Origin of the sequence: Rhodococcus maanshanensis NBRC 100610 (assembly GCF_001894865.1) — a bacterium.
Lineage (GTDB): Bacteria > Actinomycetota > Actinomycetes > Mycobacteriales > Mycobacteriaceae > Rhodococcus_G > Rhodococcus_G maanshanensis.
Genome location: NZ_BCXA01000017.1, coordinates 44,626 through 61,293, shown reverse-complemented (window position 1 = coordinate 61,293; position 16,668 = coordinate 44,626). Strand labels below are relative to the sequence as shown.

Genomic DNA, 16,668 nt, shown 5'->3' with positions numbered 1-16,668 from the left:
GCGGATCGCTACTCGGGCGCCGGCTGCTTCATGTTCAGGATCACCACGCCCGCGATGATGAGCGCGAGCCCGAGGAACTTCGCCGCCGATGCCTGTTCGCCGAGGAACGCGATGCCGATCATCGCGACCGTTGCGGTCCCGATCCCGGACCAGAGCGCGTACGCCAGGCTCACCGGCAGCGACCGCAGCGCCTGGGCCAGGCAGGCGAACGAGATGGCGTAGCCGAGCAGAACGGCGATCGTCGGCAACGGCCGACTGAACTCCTCGGTGCTGCCGAGGGACACCGTGGCGAGGATCTCGCAGGTGATCGCCGCGGTGAGGAAGGCCCACGCCCGCCTGCGGTCGCTCATCCGACACCGCCCAGGTTGAGCGCGACCACGCCGGCCACCACGAGGGTGATGCCGAGTATTCGGCCTGCGGACCGGGGTTCGCGCAGGACCAGCATCCCGATGGCGGCGATCGCGGCGGTGCCGACACCTGCCCAGACGGCGTACGCCACACCGACGTCGAGGCTGCGCAGGGTCAGCGACAGGCAGTACAGCGCCACGCCGTACAGGCCGAGGACGACCGCGGTCGGGCCGGGCCTTCGGAAGCCCTCCGTCCGGGTCAGCAGACTCGTCGCGAGTACCTCCGCGCAGATGGCCACCGCCAGGAACATCCATGCCGCCGTCATGCCTACAACGTACGGACCGGCCGGACAGCCGCCGTCCGGGGCGGTAGCGTCACGGCATGGCCGCCGTTACGGTTCGACCCGCCACCCGCTCCGACGTCGCCGCTGCCGGGGACGTGCTGGCCGCGGCCTTCGAGGACGACCCGGTCATGGAATGGATGTGGCCGGATATCGGCTCGCGCCGGGCCGGGCTGCCGCGGCTGTTCGAGACGCTCATCCGGCACCATCACTTCCCGCTCGGCGGCGTCGAGGTGGCGCTCGCGCCGGACGGGTCGGTGGCCGGGGCCACCATGTGGGACCCGCCGGGACGCTGGCGGCAGTCGGCGCTGAGCCAGTTGCGCGCGCTACCCGGACTGATCCGCGCTTTCGGCAACCGGATCATGGTGGGGGCGGAGTTCGCCGGGACGGTCGAGAAGGCACACCCGGAGGAGCCGCACTGGTACCTCAGCACCATCGGTACAGACCCCTCGGCGCGTGGCGCTGGTCACGGCAAAGCGCTGATGAACTCCCGCTTGGCCCGGTGCGACGCGGAGCACGCACCCGCCTATCTGGAGTCGAGCAAGGAGTCCAACGTCCCCTATTACGAGCGATTCGGCTTCGAGGTGACGGGCGAGATCGTCATCCCGAACGGTGGCCCGACGCTGTGGGCGATGTGGCGGGCGCCGCGCTGACCGGACGGCGGTGTCGGGGGAGCCCGCGGGTTCTCTAGAATCACCGGGTGACCAGTGCCGTGCCGCAGGACCCCATGAACCCCGCCGACGCCCTCCCGAAGAGCTGGGACCCCAGCGCGGTAGAGCAGGAATTGTACGAGGGTTGGGTGGACGCCGGCTACTTCACGGCGGACCCGACCAGCGACAAGCCCGGCTACTCGATCGTGCTCCCGCCGCCGAACGTGACCGGCAGCCTGCACATGGGCCACGCCCTCGACCACACCCTGATGGACGTGCTCTCGCGTCGCAAGCGCATGCAGGGCTTCGAGGTGCTCTGGCTGCCCGGCATGGACCATGCGGGCATCGCCACCCAGAACGTGGTGGAGAAGCAGCTCGCGGCGGACGGCAAGACGAAGGAAGACTTCGGACGCGAGCTGTTCATCGACAAGGTCTGGGACTGGAAGCGCGAGTCGGGCGGCACCATCGGCGGCCAGATGCGCCGACTCGGCGACGGCGTCGACTGGAGCCGCGACCGGTTCACCATGGACGAGGGCCTCTCGCGCGCCGTCCAGACCATCTTCAAGCGGATGTACGACGCGGGCCTGATCTACCGGGCCGAGCGCCTGGTCAACTGGTCGCCGGTGCTGCAGACCGCCATCTCCGACATCGAGGTCAAGTTCGAGGACGTCGAGGGCGAGCTGGTCTCGCTGCGCTACGGCTCGCTCGACGACAACGAGCCGCACGTGATCGTGGCCACCACCCGCGTGGAGACGATGCTGGGCGACACCGCGGTCGCGGTGCACCCCGACGACGAGCGCTACCAGCACCTGCTGCGCACCACCCTCGAGCACCCCATCACCGGGCGGCAGATCCCGATCATCGCCGACGACTACGTCGACCCGGAGTTCGGCACCGGCGCGGTCAAGATCACCCCCGCGCACGACCCCAACGACTTCGAGATGGGCCTGCGGCACAACCTGCCGATGCCCACGATCATGGACAAGACCGGCAAGATCGCCGACACCGGAACGCAGTTCGACGGCATGGACCGGTTCGAGGCCCGCGTGAAGGTGCGTGAGGCACTGGCCGAGCAGGGCCGCGTGGTCGCCGAGAAGCGTCCCTACCTGCACAGCGTCGGACACTCCGAGCGCAGCGGCGAGTCCATCGAGCCGCGGCTCTCGCTGCAGTGGTGGGTCAAGGTCGAGGAGCTCGCCAAGGCGGCGGGCGACGCGGTCCGTAACGGCGACACCACGATTCACCCCGCCAGCCTGGAGCCGCGCTGGTTCGGCTGGGTCGACAACATGCACGACTGGTGCATCTCGCGTCAGCTGTGGTGGGGCCACCGCATCCCGATCTGGTACGGCCCCGAAGGGGAGGTCCGCTGCGTCGGACCCGACGAGACCGCGCCCGAGGGCTGGGAGCAGGACCCCGACGTCCTGGACACCTGGTTCTCGTCCGGGCTCTGGCCGTTCTCGACGATGGGCTGGCCGGAGAAGACCCCGGAACTCGAGAAGTTCTACCCCACAAGCGTTCTCGTCACCGGTTACGACATCCTGTTCTTCTGGGTGGCCCGGATGATGATGTTCGGCACCTTCGTCTCCGAGGACGACGCGATCACCTCGGGCGAGGGCAAGAGCGGTCCGCAGGTGCCGTTCAAGGACGTGTTCCTGCACGGCCTGGTCCGCGACGAGCACGGCAGGAAGATGTCGAAGTCCAAGGGCAACGGCATCGACCCGCTGGACTGGGTGCGCGAGTTCGGCGCCGACGCGCTGCGCTTCACGCTGGCCCGCGGCGCCAACCCCGGCAGCGACCTCTCCGTCGGTGAGGATCACGCGAAGGCCTCCCGCAGCTTCGCCACGAAGCTGTTCAACGCCACCAAGTTCGCCCTGATGAACGGTGCTGCACCCGCGCCGCTGCCCGCCGAGCTGAGCGATGCCGATCGCTGGATCCTGGACCGGCTCGAACAGGTTCGGGCTGAGGTCGACGCCGCGTTCGACCGCTACGACTTCGGCAAGGCCTGCGACGCGCTCTACCACTTCGCCTGGGACGAGGTGTGTGACTGGTACCTCGAGCTGGCCAAGGTGCAGTTCGCGGGCCCCGAGGCCGAGGGCACCAAGGCCGTGCTCGGCAACGTCCTCGACGCGCTGCTGCGCATGCTGCACCCGGTGATGCCGTTCGTCACCGAGACCCTCTGGAAGGTGCTGACCGGCGGGGAGTCGGTGGTGATCGCCCAGTGGCCGACCACAACCGGTGCGGGCGCCGATGCCGTTGCCGCGCAGCGCATCGCGGACGTCCAGCGACTCGTCACCGAGATCCGCAGGTTCCGCAGCGATCAGGGTCTGAACCCCGGTCAGAAGGTGGCGGCGAGGCTCGGCGGGATCGCGGAGGCCGACCTGGACGGTAAGCAGAACGCGGTCGCCTCCCTGGTCAAGCTGACGGACCCGGCCGACGACTTCGCGGCCACCGCGTCGCTGGAGGTCCGGCTCAGCCGCGGCACCGTCACCGTCGAGCTGGACACCTCGGGCACCGTCGACCTGGTCGCCGAGCGCAAGCGACTCGAGAAGGACCTGGCGGCGGCCGAGAAGGAGCTCGCGGGCACCGCGGCCAAGCTGTCGAACGAGGCGTTCCTCGGCAAGGCGCCGGACAACGTGGTCGACAAGATCCGTGCCAGGCAGACCCTGGCCGCCGAGGAGGTCGAGCGGATCACCGCCCGGCTCAACGCTGCTGACATGAAGGACGCGGATCTGAAGGGGCAGGCGCAGGCGTGAACGCCGAGACACCCGAGCGGTGGGACGGGGGATCGCAGCCCTCGCCCGTCGATCTGGCCGAGCTAGCGCTCGTCGAGGCAGAACTCGACAAGCGTTGGCCCGAGACCAAGATCGAGCCCTCCACGGCCCGCATCGCGGCCCTGATGGACCTGCTCGGCTCGCCGCAGCAGAGCTATCCGGCCATCCACGTCGCCGGCACCAACGGGAAGACCTCGGTCACCCGGATGATCGACGCGCTGATGACCCGCCTGCACCGTCGGGTCGGGCGGACCACCAGCCCGCATCTGCAGCTGGCCACCGAGCGGATCAGCATCGACGGCAAGCCGATCTCGCCGCGCCTGTACGTGGACACCTACCGCGAGCTGGCGCCGTACATCGAGATGATCGACACGCAGTCCCAGGCGGCGGGTGGCCCCGCGATGAGCAAGTTCGAGGTGCTCACCGCGATGGCGTTCGCGGCCTTCGCCGAGGCGCCGGTGGATGTCGCGGTCGTGGAGACCGGGCTCGGGGGCCGTTGGGACGCAACGAATGTCATCGACGGCCAGGTGGCGGTGATCACGCCCATCGGGCTCGACCACGTCGAGTTCCTCGGCAGTGACATCGCCGGGATCGCCGCCGAGAAGGCCGGGATCATCAAGAAGGCGCCCGAGTCGCTGGTGCCGCGCGACACCGTCGCGATCCTCGCGGAGCAGACCCCGGAGGTGACCGAGGTCCTGCTGCGCCGGGCCGTCGAGGCCGACGCAGCGGTGGCCCGCGAGGGCTCCGAGTTCAAGGTGCTGGCCCGTCGGATCGCCATCGGCGGACAGCAACTGGAACTGCAGGGTCTGTCCGGGGTCTACAGCGACATCTTCCTGCCGCTGCACGGCGAACATCAGGCCCGCAACGCCTCGCTCGCGCTCGCCGCGGTGGAAGCGTTCTTCGGGGCAGGCGCGGACCGCCAGCTCGACGTCGACGCGATCCGTGAGGGCTTCGCCTCGGTGACCAACCCCGGACGCCTCGAGCGGGTGCGCAGCGCGCCGACGGTCTTCCTGGACGCCGCGCACAACCCGCACGGGGCGAAGGCGCTGGCCGCCGCGCTCGTCGCGGAGTTCGACTTCCGCAAGCTGGTCGGCGTCGTCGCGGTGATGGGGGACAAGGACGTTGCCGGGATCCTGACCGCGCTGGAACCGGTGTTCGACGAGATCGTCGTGACGCACAACGGATCGCCGCGCGGCATGGATGTCGAGGAACTCGCCAACCTGGCGGTGGCCCGGTTCGGCGACGAACGCGTGGTGGTGGCGCAGACGCTCCCTGACGCGCTCGAGACCGCCATCGGGCTGGCCGAGGAGGTCGCCGAGCCCGGTGAGGCAGTATCGGGGGCGGGCGTCGTGGTCACCGGATCGGTGGTCACCGCGGGCGCGGCCCGCACCCTGTTCGGAAAGGACCCGGCGTGAGTACACCTGAGGGATCGAGCACACCCGAGGGCGACGCGGAAGGCGGCGCCCCGCGCTTCCGGCCGCCGGTCACCGACCCGTGGAAGGGTTTCAGGGGGGTGTGCGCAGGCACCCTGATCCTGGAGGCGATCGTGGTGCTGCTGGCGCTGCCGGTGGTGGCGACCGTCGGTGGCGGCGTCACCTGGCTGTCCGGCCTCTACCTGGTCGGACTCGCGGTGCTGATGGTTCTCGGCGGCGGTGTCCAGGGCAAGCCGTGGGCGATGGGGTACAACTTCGCGTTGCAGGCCGCACTGATCGCCGGCTTCGCGGTGCACCCCGCCATCGGCGCGGTGGGGCTGCTGTTCAGTGCCGTGTGGGCCTACCTGCTGTATCTCAAGCGGGACCTCACCGAGCGGATCGAACAGGGTCTGCTTCCGGGCCAGCGAGACTGACCCCTTAAGCTGTCCGCCGTGACTGAGCGGACCCTGGTACTGATCAAGCCCGATGGCGTCGCGCGCCGATTCGTAGGAGAGATCCTCTCCCGTGTCGAGCGCAAGGGGCTGTCCATCACGGCCCTCGAGATGAAGTCCGCGGACGAGGCGCTGGCCGGCCAGCATTACGCCGAGCACCTGGGCAGGCCCTTCTACCCGGGTCTGATCGAGTTCATCACGTCCGGGCCCCTCGTCGCAGCGGTGCTCGAGGGCCCGCGCGCGATCGCGGCGTTCCGGCAGCTCGCGGGCGGCACCGACCCGGTCGAGAAGGCCGTCCCCGGTTCCATCCGCGCCGATCTGGCGTTGGACGGCCAGCAGAACCTGGTGCACGGCTCCGACTCCGTCGAGTCGGCCGAGCGGGAGATCGCGCTCTGGTTCCCCGAGCTCGCCCGCGGCTAGTCCGCATCACCCACGACCACCCGTAAGAGGTCCGAACACGCCACGCTGGACCCACACCGGTGCGCCGTTGGCGTGGTCGGGCCCACCGGTGTGGGATACTGATGGCGGTCGACCCGCGATGTGTTCCATACGGGCCCGATCGGATGACACCACGGTTCGATGCCCGATCATCGCTGCCACGGCGCGCAGGAAATCCCTCGCGATCCCAGGCACGCTGGATGATCAGGCGCACGGACCACGGAGTACGGCCATCCAGCCAGGCGCCGTGCGAGCTGGCAGTGATTTAACGGGTCACTGCGAGACGTGCGGGGCGAGACCAGACAATCTCATGCCCACCGGTATGAGTACACAATCAGCGCCCTCGCGTGGCCGCTTCACACCCAGGACGACCTGGGTGGACGCGCCCGGGGGTCCGAGGAGACTACGTGGCCGATCAAGCGCCGCCCGAAAATTCACAGACTTCAGCCGCAGCGAATGCGGTGCCTACCTTCCCGGACAAGATTCGGGTGCACGCGCTCGCCAAGCTGCTGGGACTGACCAGCAAGCAGGTGCTCGCCCAGGTCGCCGAGTTCGGTGCCGAGGTGCGCAGCGCGCAGTCCAGCGTTGACCGCGCCCTCGCCGAGCGGGTGCACGCCGCACTGTCGCCCGCCGCCGAGGCGGAGCCCGAGGCCGTCACCCCTGCGCAGCCGGAGCCGGAGGCCGTCGCCCCGGTCGAGAAGGCCGCCGAGCAGGCCCCCGCATCGCTGTTCACCAACGTCGCCGAGCCCGAGGTGCACGTCGTTCCCGACGTCACCCCCGTGTTCCAGGCTCCGCTGTTCCTGCAGCCCGACGCGGCCGCCGCGGAGGCCGCACCCCGGCGTCGCCGCGCCCGCCGCGTGGCAGCGGCGCCGAGCGAGGACGCACCCATCGAGGTGACCACCGCCGCCCCGCACGAAGAGCGTCACGAGGAGCGTGCGGTCGAGGAGGCCGACACCTCGGTGACCGAGGAGGCCGCCGCGGCCGAGGTCGAGTCCGACGAGGACGGCGGCGAGTCGCAGAGCCGCCGCAGGCGTCGCGGTCGTCGTGGTCGCGGTCGCGGCCGGGGCGAGCAGGCTACCGACGAGGACCAGAACGAGCCCGAGGGTGGTGCGGCCGAGGCCGCCACCGAGGTCACCGAGCAGGCCGAGACCACCGAGCCGGAGGCCGAGGCGGCCGAGCCCGAGGAGTCGGAGGAGGCAGGCGAGGCCGGGGACGGATCGAGCCGTCGCCGTCGTCGTCGCCGCCGCCGCAAGGGCAGTGGCGATGGTGCGGAGGCAGCCACCGAGGACGACGGCGTCACCACCGTGGTGCACGAGCGCGAGCCGCGCACGAAGGCCCGCGTCAAGGACGAGGTCCAGGGCATCTCGGGCTCGACCCGGCTGGAGGCCAAGCGTCAGCGTCGCCGCGACGGGCGCGACGCCGGCCGCCGCCGCCCGCCGATCCTCACCGAATCGGAGTTCCTGGCGCGCCGCGAGGCCGTCGACCGCGTGATGGTGGTCCGCGAGAAGACCGGCGCGCACGCGGAGGGCCTGACGCAGGTCGCGGTGCTCGAGGACGGCATCCTCGTCGAGCACTTCGTCACCAGCTCGGCGTCCGCGTCGATGGTCGGCAACGTCTACCTCGGTCGCGTCCAGAACGTGCTGCCCTCGATGGAGGCCGCGTTCATCGACATCGGCCGCGGCCGCAACGGCGTGCTGTACGCGGGCGAGGTCAACTGGGAGGCCGCAGGCCTCGGCGGCAACAGCCGCAAGATCGAGCAGGCCCTCAAGCCGGGCGACCAGGTCCTGGTCCAGGTCAGCAAGGATCCGGTCGGGCACAAGGGTGCCCGCCTGACCACGCAGATCTCCCTGGCCGGGCGATTCCTGGTGTACGTGCCCGGTGGCAGCTCGACCGGCATCAGCCGCAAGCTGCCCGACACCGAGCGCAAGCGCCTCAAGGAGATCCTGCGCGAGATCGTGCCGCCGGAGGCGGGTGTCATCATCCGCACCGCGTCGGAGGGCGTGAGCGAGGAAGAGCTGGCCCGCGACGTCAAGCGTCTGCAGACCCAGTGGGACGACATCGAGAAGCAGGCCGCGGCCGCGGACAAGGGCAAGTCGGGCAACCCGAAGGCCCTGTACGAGGAGCCGGACCTGCTGGTCAAGGTCGTCCGTGACCTCTTCAACGAGGACTTCGCCAAGATCGTCATCGAGGGCGAGAAGTCCTGGTCGACGGTCGAGAACTACATCAAGACCGTCGCGCCCGACCTGCTGCCGCGGGTCGAGAAGTACGAGGGCAACGGCGGCCCCGACGTGTTCGAGGCGAAGCGGATCGACGAGCAGCTGGCCAAGGCGCTCGACCGCAAGGTGTGGCTGCCCTCGGGCGGCACCCTGGTGATCGACCGCACCGAGGCGATGACCGTCGTCGACGTCAACACCGGCAAGTTCACCGGCGCGGGCGGCAACCTCGAGGAGACCGTCACCAGGAACAACCTGGAGGCGGCCGAGGAGATCGTGCGTCAGATGCGGCTGCGCGACATCGGCGGCATGATCGTGGTCGACTTCATCGACATGGTGCTCGAGTCGAACCGGGACCTGGTCCTGCGTCGACTGACCGAGGCGCTCGGCCGCGATCGGACCCGCCACCAGGTTTCCGAGGTGACCTCGCTCGGCCTGGTCCAGATGACCCGCAAGAAGCTGGGCACCGGACTGGTCGAGGCGTTCTCCACCAACTGTGAGCACTGCCACGGCCGCGGCATCATCGTGCACGCGGAGCCGGTCGAGGTGCGCACCTCCGAGGACGCCGGACGTTCGGGCGCGCCGAAGGGCGAGTCCGGCGGCCGCAAGAAGCGGGGACGCGACAAGTCCGGCGCCGCGGAGCCCGCCGCACCCAAGAACGGACAGGCGCCGGCTGCCGAGGTCGACGCGACGGTCAAGCGCGCCCACCCGGTGGCGCTCGCGATGGCCGCGCATCACCACGACGACGAATCCGCCGAGCACCAGCCGGAGCCCGCCGAGGCCACTGCCGCCACGCCGGAGCCGACGGTGGCCGAGGTCGCCGCCCAGCCGGCCGTCGAGGTTGCCGTCGATGTCGTGGCGGAACCGGAGGCGCAGGCCACGCCTGAGCCCGCTGAGGCCCCCGCGAAGGGCAGGCGTCGTTCCCGGCGTGCGTCCCGGGCCACCGCCGCCCCCGCGACGGAGACCCAGGAGGCCGCTGAGGCCGCCGTGGTCGTGATCGAGGCAGCGCCCGAACCGGCCGAGCCGAAGGTCGTCGAGAAGAAGATCGTCGAGAAGAAGGTCGTCGAACCCAAGGTTGTCGAGCCGGCGAAGGCCGCGGAGACCACCGTGGCGCAGGAACCGGTCGAGGGGGACGGCGCACCCGCGGCACCGGCTCGTCGGCCGCGTCGCCGGGCCGCAGCCAGGCCCGCGGGACCGCCTGCGGACGTCGACGCCTGACCGACGGCCGGTCGAGGGGGATCGGAGACCGCCAGTTTGACCCTGCGGTTCTCCATCCCGTAACCTTGACCGGTCGCTACCCGGCGATATGGCTCAGCTGCGCCCGCGAGGGCGGCGGCGGGCCTGCCCGAGGTAGCAAGCACACCAGACCAGTCGCGCGGCTCAAGCCGCGCGAGCACGTTCGAAGAAGCAAGGGGTAGCCCTCCGATGGCAACGTACGCGATCGTCAAGACCGGCGGAAAGCAGTACAAGGTCGCTGTCGGCGACCTCGTCAAGGTCGAGAAGATCGAGGGTGAGCCCGGCACTGCTGTCTCGCTGGCCCCGGTTCTCGTCGTCGACGGTTCCGAGCTGACCACCGACGCCGCCAAGCTGGCCAAGATCACGGTCACCGGCGAGGTCGTCGAGCACACCAAGGGTCCGAAGATCCGCATCCACAAGTTCAAGAACAAGACCGGCTACCACAAGCGTCAGGGCCACAGGCAGAAGCTGACGGTCCTCAAGGTCACCGGCATCAAGTAACTAGCGCTTCTTCAGCTGATTTCACCCGAGGAGGGTCAACAACATGGCACATAAGAAGGGTGCATCCAGCTCCCGTAACGGTCGCGATTCGAACGCCCAGCGACTCGGCGTGAAGCGCTTCGGCGGCCAGTCCGTCAGCGCAGGCGAGATCCTGGTGCGTCAGCGCGGAACCCACTTCCACCCCGGCGTGAACGTCGGCCGTGGCGGCGACGACACCCTGTTCGCGCTCGCCGCCGGTGCGGTCGAGTTCGGCACCAAGCGTGGACGCAAGACCGTCAACATCGTCCCGGCCGCGGCAGAGGCCTGATTCTGCCGCGACTTTCGCCCGATCGTTTCTCGGTCGAGGCGTGACGCGTTCTAAGCTCCCCAATAGGGGCGGGCCAGGGTCTCATACCCGGCCCGCCCCTATTGCTTTTTTCCAGACTGAGGAAGGATCCGGCAGTCATGTCCCGATTCATTGACCGCGTGGTGCTGCACGTCAGCGCCGGAAAAGGCGGCAATGGTTGCGCCTCCGTTCACCGCGAGAAGTTCAAGCCGCTCGGCGGACCGGACGGCGGCAACGGCGGGCGTGGCGGTGACGTGGTGCTCGTCGTCGACGAGAACGTGCACACCCTGCTGGACTTCCACTTCCACCCGCACGCCAAGGCGGGCAACGGCAAGCAGGGCGCCGGCGGCAACCGCGAGGGCGCGAACGGCTCGGACCTGGTCCTGCGCGTGCCGGACGGCACCGTGGTCCTCGACTCCGACGGCAACATCCTCGCCGACCTGATCGGCACCGGGTCCCGCTTCGACGCGGCCCCCGGCGGCCGCGGCGGCCTCGGCAACGCGGCGCTGTCGTCGAAGGCCCGTAAGGCCCCCGGCTTCGCCCTGCTCGGCGAGGAGGGCGTCGAGCGCGACCTCGTCCTCGAGCTCAAGTCGGTCGCCGATGTCGGACTCGTCGGCTTCCCGTCCGCGGGCAAGTCGTCGCTGGTCTCGGTGCTCTCGGCCGCCAAGCCGAAGATCGCGGACTACCCGTTCACCACGCTGGTGCCGAACCTGGGCGTGGTCTCGAGCGGCGACACCACGTTCACCGTCGCCGACGTGCCGGGACTGATCCCGGGCGCCAGCGAGGGCCGAGGCCTCGGCCTGGACTTCCTGCGGCACATCGAGCGCACCGCCGTGCTTGCGCACGTCGTCGACTGCGCCACCCTCGAGCCGGGCCGTGACCCGGTCTCCGACGTCGACGCGCTCGAGGCCGAGCTCGCCGCGTACAAGCCCGCGCTGTCGGGCGACGCGAGCCTCGGCGACCTCGCCGACCGTCCCCGGATCGTCATCCTGAACAAGGCCGACGTCCCCGACGCGGCTGAGCTCGCGGAGATGATCACCCCCGAGTTCGAGGCTCGTGGCTGGCCCGTGTTCACGATCTCGGCGGTCAGCCGGGAAGGGCTGCGCCCGTTGACCTTTGCTCTGGCGAAGATGGTCGAGGAGTACCGTCTCGCGCACCCGAAGGCCGCGCCGAAGCGTCAGATCATCCGCCCGGTTGCCAAGGACGAGACCGGCTTCAGCGTCATCGCCGATCCGGAGACCCCCGGTGGCTTCATCGTCCGCGGTACCCGGCCGGAGCGTTGGATCCGTCAGACCGCGTTCGACAACGACGAGGCCGTCGGCTACCTCGCGGACCGGCTCGCCCGGCTCGGTGTCGAGGACGCGTTGGTCAAGCAGGGCGCCGAGCCCGGTTGCTACGTCACCATCGGCGATGTCAGCTTCGAGTGGGAGCCGCAGACCCCGGCGGGCATCGACCTGACCCGCACCGGCCGCGGCACTGATCCGCGACTCGACCAGGTGGACCGCATCGGTGCCGCCGAACGTAAGCACGCGCACCGGATCCGGCGTGGCCTCGAGGGCCTGGATCCCGAAGAACAGTGATGGACGACGCGGTCCGTTCGCTCTCGGAGACCCGCGCCACCATCGCGACCGCGCGCAGCGTGGTCGTGAAGATCGGGTCCTCCGCGCTCACCAGCATGGAGTCCGGCATCGACCTGCGGGCGCTGAACGCCCTCGCCGACGCGATCGAGGCCAGGATGCGCGCCGGCTCCGACGTCGTGGTGGTCTCCTCCGGCGCGGTCGGGGCCGGCATCGCCCCGCTCGGGCTGACCAAGCGGCCACGGGATCTCGCCACCAAGCAGGCGGCGGCCAGTGTCGGGCAGTTGGCGCTCGCGCATGCGTGGGGCACCTCGTTCGCGCGGTACGGGCGCACCGTCGGCCAGGTGCTGCTCACCGCCGACGACATCGCCCGGCGCACCCAGCACCGCAACGCGCAGAGCACCCTCGACCGGCTGCGTGCCCTCGGTGCCGTCGCGATCGTCAACGAGAACGACACCGTCGCGACCACCGAGCTGCGCTTCGGGGACAACGACCGGTTGGCCGCGATGGTCGCGCACCTCGTCGGGGCGGACGCGCTTGTCCTGCTCTCCGACGTCGACGGCCTGTACGACGGCGACCCCCGAAAGGGCGGCGCGACGTTGATCTCGGAGGTGACCAGCCCCGAGGATCTCGACGGCGTGGTCGCCGGATCCGGGGGAGCGCTCGGCACCGGCGGGATGGCCTCCAAGCTGTCCGCGGCCCGGCTCGCGGCCGACTCCGGCGTGCCGGTGCTGCTCGCCGCGGCCACCGATGCCGCCGATGCCCTCACCGGCGCAGGCGTCGGCACGGCTTTCGCGGCCCGGCCGACCCGGATGTCGGCGCGCAAGTTCTGGGTGCGGCATGCCGCCGACACCAGGGGCGGGCTGCATCTCGATGCGGGTGCGGTGCGGGCGGTGGTCGACCGGCGGCGGTCGTTGCTGCCCGCCGGGATCACCGGCGTCGACGGCCGGTTCTACGGCGGGGACGTGGTGTCGCTGTTCGGTCCCGACGGTTCGCCGGTCGCGCGCGGTGTGGTGGCGTACGACTCGACCGAGCTCGGTGAGATGCTGGGCCGTTCAACGGTCGAGCTGCCGTCCGAGCTGCAGCGGCCAGTGGTGCACGCCGACGACCTGGTCCGCCTCTGACGAGTCAGGGGGCCTTCGGCTTCTCCTGCGGATCGCCGATGACCTTGGGTGGTCCCTCGGGATGGAGTGCGCCGCCCTCGTTCACCCAGTCGGAGATGTCGGCGGCATCCTCCGGGGTGACGGGCTTGCGCCTGCTGAAGAGGGATTTCACCTTGTCGCTGAACTTCGACATGCCCGGAGTCTACCGATCCGGTGTCAGTGCGGTCAGGACCTCCGAGCAGCCGGCATCCAGTTTGAGTGTCGCGAACTCATCGCCCCTTGTCGGTCCTCGGTTGACGATGACAACCGGGATGTCGTCCTTGGCGGCGCGGCGGACGAAGCGCAGGCCGGACATGACGGTCAGCGAGGACCCGAGCACCAGCAGTAGTTCGCACTCGGCGACCATCGCGAACGCCGCCTCGACCCGGGGTTTGGGCACGCTCTCGCCGAAGTAGACGATGTCCGGTTTGAGGATCCCCCCGCAGTGCTCGCAGTCGACCATCACGAAGTGTGCGGTCTCCTCGATCACCGCGTCGGCATCGGGCGCGATCTCGACTCCCGTTGCCGCGGAGACGGATTCGGCGAACCCGGGATTCGCGGCATCGAGCCGCTGCGCGAGGGTGAACCGCGAGATCAGGGCTTCGCACCCCATGCACCGCACCTGTGCGTAGCTGCCGTGCAGGTCGATGACCCTCCTGCTGCCCGCCTTGGTGTGCAGCAGGTCCACGTTCTGGGTCAGCACGCCGCCGACCACGCCCGCCCGTTCCAGTCCGGCGAGCGCGCGGTGGCCGGCATTGGGGCGTGAGGCGTCCATGTGCCGCCAGCCGAGGTGGTTGCGGGCCCAGTAGTGCCTGCGGAACGCGGCGTCGCCCATGAACTGCTGGAAGGTCATCGGGGTGCGCGGCGGGGAGTCGGGACCCCGGTAGTCCGGGATGCCCGAGTCGGTGGACATCCCCGCGCCGGTCAGCGCGACCACCCGGCGGCCGCTCACCAGGTCGGCCAGGCGCGCACTGTCCTCGCTTGCCGGGGTCTCGAGTGGGGGAGCGGACATGGCTTCCAGGCTAACCGTGTCGCGAATGTTCAATCCCGCATCGGGTGCCTCGCTCGACACTGGTTGGCATGAGCACAGTGAACCCCATTCCCGCCGGATACCGGACCCTCACGCCCTACCTCGCCGTCAAGGACGGCCAGGTGGCGCTGGACTTCTATCGTCGCGGCCTCGGCGCCGAGGTCGTGGACGCGATGAACGCCCCCGACGGCGGCCTGATGCACGCCGAGCTGAGGATCGGCGACTCGATGCTGCAACTGTCCGACGACATGCCCGACTACGGACTCAAGGCGCCCGAGCAGGGCTGGGTGCACAGCTCGGTGGTGGTGTACGTCGAGGACACCGACGCGTTCGTGGACCGGGCGGTTCGCGAGGGCGCCACCCTCGTCAGCGCCGTCGCGGACACGTTCTCCGGCGACCGGCACGGGGTCTTCCTCGATCCGTTCGGGCATCGGTGGGCGGTCTGCACGAAGATCGAGGACGTACCCGCCGAGGAGGTGGCCCGGCGCGCCCGTGAGCTGTTCTACCCGGCGGAATGACCATGAGGATCCGGGCGGACCCGGAGCGCCGCGAGTACGGTCGATCGCATGGGAGTTATCGGTGAGCTGTTCCCGGGGAAGAAGCTCGAGGACGACGGAAGCCAGGACGGCGACGGGCAGACGTATCAGCCGCGCCTCGAACTCGACCTGGATGCGGGCGTGATCCGGGTGTCGCCTGCGAAGCCCGCCGTCACCCCGGACGAGGAGTCAGGGGCTCAGTAACCCGCGACCGGGTCGATCCGCGCCAGCAGCTCCTCGCCTGCCACGAAGCGCCGTACGTTCGTCGCGACGTGGTCGGCGAATGCGGGCGGCCGGACCGACGGCGGGTTCGAGCAGTGCGGGGTGATGATCGCGTTCGGCAGGCTCCACAGCGGATGCCCGTCCGGCAGTGGTTCGGGGTCGGTGACATCGAGCCCGGCGCCGCCGATCGCCTTGTCCCGGAGCGCCTTCACGAGGGCGTCGGTGTCGACGAGGGAGCCCCGTGCCACGTTGATCACCCACGAGTGGGCGCCGAGCCGGCCGAGTTGCTCGGCGCCGACCAGGTGCCGTGTCCTGGCCGTCGCGGGCGCCGCGACCACGACGTGATCGGTGCGGTCCCAGACCTCATCAGTGCGGTCGGCGGGCAGGGTCTCGGCGGCGCCGGGAACCGCCAGCCCCGAGCGGGTGACCGCGAGCACCTTCGCGCCGACCGAGCTGAGCATCGGGATCAGCGCTCGCCCGATGCCTCCCGCGCCGAGGATCGCCACCGTGCTCCCGCGCAGCGTTCCGACCTTGCCGAAGAACTCCTGCTGCCGCCAGCTGGTGGCAGCGAGTTGCTCGGGCAGTGCCCGGACCCCGGCCAGCAGCAGCGCGAAGGCGTGCTCGGCGACGGTCGCGGAGAACGCGCCCGCGGCCGAGGTGAACACGACCCGTGGGTGGCGCGCGATGATCCCGGCCGCGAACCAGTCCTCGACCCCGGCGGAGTACAGCTGCACCCACCGGACCGACTCCGGCAGTTCGTCGGGGAACCGGTCGGGGTCCGCCGCCCAGACCAGTGCCTGCGCGTCGACCATCGGCGCCCATTCGCCTCCGCCCGAGGCGATGGCCTCCATCAGCATGGGGTCGGCGTGCGGGCCGAGGGCGATGGGCACTGGCGTCATGTCGGTCTCCTCGGGCGCCGGTTCGGGCGGGGTGTTCACCCATAGTGGTCTGCGACCCGCCTATCTTCCAACGGGACAGTTTCTTCGAGCGAGGAGTGATCGATGGCAAGTGAGTGCTCGTCCGAGGCGATCCGATCGCTCGTCGCGCGGATTGCACATCTGGCCGACGAGGGAACGGTCGACGACTACGTACAGCTCTATGCGGAGGACGCGGTCTGGGAGATGAAGGGGGCGGGCCCGACCGTCGCGATCGCACCACAGATCGTCGAGGGCCGGAGGGCGATCGCAGACAGTGCCCGCCGTCGACGGGCCGACGGCATCGCCGGTCCCGGCTCGGCGACACGACACGTGAGCAGCTGCGTGTCCATAGCCTTCGATTCCGAGGACTCCGCCCGCGTGCAGTCGGTCTGGCAGTTCTTCGTCGACACCACCACCGCGCCGAGACTCTCCGGCATCGGGACCTACCGTGATGTCTTCCAGAAGGTCGACGGACAGTGGCTCCTGGCCAGGCGCTCGATCACGACGGGCTGAGCCGCCTGTGCGCGGTTCACGAGTCCCTGCACTCGTCAACCGCGCACG

General features: G+C 70.1%; 18 protein-coding genes. 13 read left to right on the top strand and 5 right to left on the bottom strand.

The genetic code is table 11. The annotated features are described in order from the left end of the window. Positions 1-8 precede the first annotated feature (8 nt). Both RM1_RS09400 and RM1_RS09395 read right to left on the bottom strand, forming a co-directional pair. Entirely contained in the window at positions 9-350 is a 342-nt protein-coding gene (locus RM1_RS09400; RefSeq protein ID WP_072751045.1) for a DMT family transporter, read from the bottom strand. Continuing rightward, positions 347-673, bottom strand: a complete 327-nt coding sequence (locus RM1_RS09395; protein WP_072751044.1) for a DMT family transporter — start codon at positions 671-673, stop codon at positions 347-349. The genes RM1_RS09400 and RM1_RS09395 overlap by 4 nt, the downstream gene beginning before the upstream one ends. 56 nt (positions 674-729) lie before the next feature. On the opposite strand from RM1_RS09395, the gene RM1_RS09390 reads away from it, so the two are divergent. The 10 genes from RM1_RS09390 (at position 730) to proB (ending at position 13,384) form a co-directional block, all read left to right on the top strand. Then, positions 730-1,341: a GNAT family N-acetyltransferase gene (locus RM1_RS09390; protein ID WP_072751043.1), complete on the top strand. Its 612-nt coding sequence runs from the start codon at positions 730-732 to the stop codon at positions 1,339-1,341. Between the two features lie 74 nt (positions 1,342-1,415). Beyond that, positions 1,416-4,088, top strand: coding sequence for a valine--tRNA ligase (locus RM1_RS09385; RefSeq protein ID WP_425528704.1), 2,673 nt, complete (start codon positions 1,416-1,418; stop codon positions 4,086-4,088). After that, positions 4,085-5,521, top strand: coding sequence for a bifunctional tetrahydrofolate synthase/dihydrofolate synthase (gene folC, locus RM1_RS09380; protein WP_072751041.1), 1,437 nt, complete (start codon positions 4,085-4,087; stop codon positions 5,519-5,521). The genes RM1_RS09385 and folC overlap by 4 nt, the downstream gene beginning before the upstream one ends. Then, positions 5,518-5,952: a DUF4233 domain-containing protein gene (locus RM1_RS09375; RefSeq protein WP_072751040.1), complete on the top strand. Its 435-nt coding sequence runs from the start codon at positions 5,518-5,520 to the stop codon at positions 5,950-5,952. Before folC ends, RM1_RS09375 begins: the two co-directional genes overlap by 4 nt. 18 nt (positions 5,953-5,970) lie before the next feature. Further along, on the top strand, positions 5,971-6,390 hold the full coding sequence (gene ndk, locus RM1_RS09370; RefSeq protein WP_027499900.1) for a nucleoside-diphosphate kinase: 420 nt from the start codon (positions 5,971-5,973) through the stop codon (positions 6,388-6,390). 479 nt (positions 6,391-6,869) lie between these two features. Beyond that, on the top strand, positions 6,870-9,839 hold the full coding sequence (locus tag RM1_RS09365; protein WP_425528703.1) for a translation initiation factor IF-2 N-terminal domain-containing protein: 2,970 nt from the start codon (positions 6,870-6,872) through the stop codon (positions 9,837-9,839). A 207-nt stretch (positions 9,840-10,046) separates the two neighbouring features. After that, positions 10,047-10,358 carry a 50S ribosomal protein L21 gene (gene rplU, locus RM1_RS09360; RefSeq protein WP_027499902.1) on the top strand — a complete coding sequence of 104 codons (312 nt, stop codon included), beginning with the start codon at positions 10,047-10,049 and terminating at the stop codon, positions 10,356-10,358. Between the two features lie 43 nt (positions 10,359-10,401). Further along, on the top strand, positions 10,402-10,665 hold the full coding sequence (gene rpmA, locus RM1_RS09355; RefSeq protein WP_027499903.1) for a 50S ribosomal protein L27: 264 nt from the start codon (positions 10,402-10,404) through the stop codon (positions 10,663-10,665). 137 nt (positions 10,666-10,802) lie between these two features. Then, positions 10,803-12,263, top strand: coding sequence for a GTPase ObgE (obgE, locus tag RM1_RS09350; RefSeq protein WP_072751038.1), 1,461 nt, complete (start codon positions 10,803-10,805; stop codon positions 12,261-12,263). After that, entirely contained in the window at positions 12,263-13,384 is a 1,122-nt protein-coding gene (gene proB / locus RM1_RS09345; protein WP_072751037.1) for a glutamate 5-kinase, read from the top strand. The genes obgE and proB overlap by 1 nt, the downstream gene beginning before the upstream one ends. Before the next feature lie 4 nt (positions 13,385-13,388). Here the strand turns inward: proB and RM1_RS26380 are convergent, their stop codons facing one another. Both RM1_RS26380 and RM1_RS09340 read right to left on the bottom strand, forming a co-directional pair. Beyond that, positions 13,389-13,556 (bottom strand): hypothetical protein, encoded by a 168-nt coding sequence (locus RM1_RS26380; protein WP_169922300.1) that lies wholly within the window; start codon positions 13,554-13,556, stop codon positions 13,389-13,391. Between the two features lie 9 nt (positions 13,557-13,565). Further along, positions 13,566-14,414, bottom strand: a complete 849-nt coding sequence (locus tag RM1_RS09340; protein ID WP_072751036.1) for a Sir2 family NAD-dependent protein deacetylase — start codon at positions 14,412-14,414, stop codon at positions 13,566-13,568. Between the two features lie 68 nt (positions 14,415-14,482). Between RM1_RS09340 and RM1_RS09335 the strand changes: the two genes are divergently transcribed. Further along, complete coding sequence (locus tag RM1_RS09335) at positions 14,483-14,950, top strand: VOC family protein (RefSeq protein WP_072751035.1); 468 nt, start codon at positions 14,483-14,485, stop codon at positions 14,948-14,950. 48 nt (positions 14,951-14,998) lie between these two features. Continuing rightward, complete coding sequence (locus tag RM1_RS26375) at positions 14,999-15,172, top strand: hypothetical protein (protein ID WP_169922299.1); 174 nt, start codon at positions 14,999-15,001, stop codon at positions 15,170-15,172. Here RM1_RS26375 and RM1_RS09330 read toward each other — a convergent pair. Then, on the bottom strand, positions 15,166-16,089 hold the full coding sequence (locus RM1_RS09330; RefSeq protein WP_072751120.1) for a D-isomer specific 2-hydroxyacid dehydrogenase family protein: 924 nt from the start codon (positions 16,087-16,089) through the stop codon (positions 15,166-15,168). The two genes, RM1_RS26375 and RM1_RS09330, sit on opposite strands and share 7 nt — an antisense overlap. 102 nt (positions 16,090-16,191) lie before the next feature. On the opposite strand from RM1_RS09330, the gene RM1_RS09325 reads away from it, so the two are divergent. Then, positions 16,192-16,620, top strand: a complete 429-nt coding sequence (locus tag RM1_RS09325) for a nuclear transport factor 2 family protein (RefSeq protein ID WP_072751034.1) — start codon at positions 16,192-16,194, stop codon at positions 16,618-16,620. Positions 16,621-16,668 lie beyond the last annotated feature (48 nt).

Excerpts from the sequence above, each read along its gene's own strand:
- proB (WP_072751037.1), top strand. The coding sequence starts at position 12,263 with ATGGACGACGCGGTCCGTTCGCTCTCGGAGACCCGCGCCACCATCGCG.
- RM1_RS09400 (WP_072751045.1), bottom strand. The coding sequence starts at position 350 with ATGAGCGACCGCAGGCGGGCGTGGGCCTTCCTCACCGCGGCGATCACC.
- RM1_RS09395 (WP_072751044.1), bottom strand. The coding sequence starts at position 673 with ATGACGGCGGCATGGATGTTCCTGGCGGTGGCCATCTGCGCGGAGGTA.
- RM1_RS09335 (WP_072751035.1), top strand. The coding sequence starts at position 14,483 with ATGAGCACAGTGAACCCCATTCCCGCCGGATACCGGACCCTCACGCCC.
- RM1_RS26375 (WP_169922299.1), top strand. The coding sequence starts at position 14,999 with ATGGGAGTTATCGGTGAGCTGTTCCCGGGGAAGAAGCTCGAGGACGAC.
- rplU (WP_027499902.1), top strand. The coding sequence starts at position 10,047 with ATGGCAACGTACGCGATCGTCAAGACCGGCGGAAAGCAGTACAAGGTC.
- RM1_RS09325 (WP_072751034.1), top strand. The coding sequence starts at position 16,192 with ATGGCAAGTGAGTGCTCGTCCGAGGCGATCCGATCGCTCGTCGCGCGG.
- rpmA (WP_027499903.1), top strand. The coding sequence starts at position 10,402 with ATGGCACATAAGAAGGGTGCATCCAGCTCCCGTAACGGTCGCGATTCG.
- RM1_RS09340 (WP_072751036.1), bottom strand. The coding sequence starts at position 14,414 with ATGTCCGCTCCCCCACTCGAGACCCCGGCAAGCGAGGACAGTGCGCGC.
- RM1_RS09330 (WP_072751120.1), bottom strand. The coding sequence starts at position 16,089 with ATGACGCCAGTGCCCATCGCCCTCGGCCCGCACGCCGACCCCATGCTG.
- RM1_RS26380 (WP_169922300.1), bottom strand. The coding sequence starts at position 13,556 with ATGTCGAAGTTCAGCGACAAGGTGAAATCCCTCTTCAGCAGGCGCAAG.
- RM1_RS09385 (WP_425528704.1), top strand. The coding sequence starts at position 1,416 with ATGAACCCCGCCGACGCCCTCCCGAAGAGCTGGGACCCCAGCGCGGTA.
- obgE (WP_072751038.1), top strand. The coding sequence starts at position 10,803 with ATGTCCCGATTCATTGACCGCGTGGTGCTGCACGTCAGCGCCGGAAAA.
- RM1_RS09390 (WP_072751043.1), top strand. The coding sequence starts at position 730 with ATGGCCGCCGTTACGGTTCGACCCGCCACCCGCTCCGACGTCGCCGCT.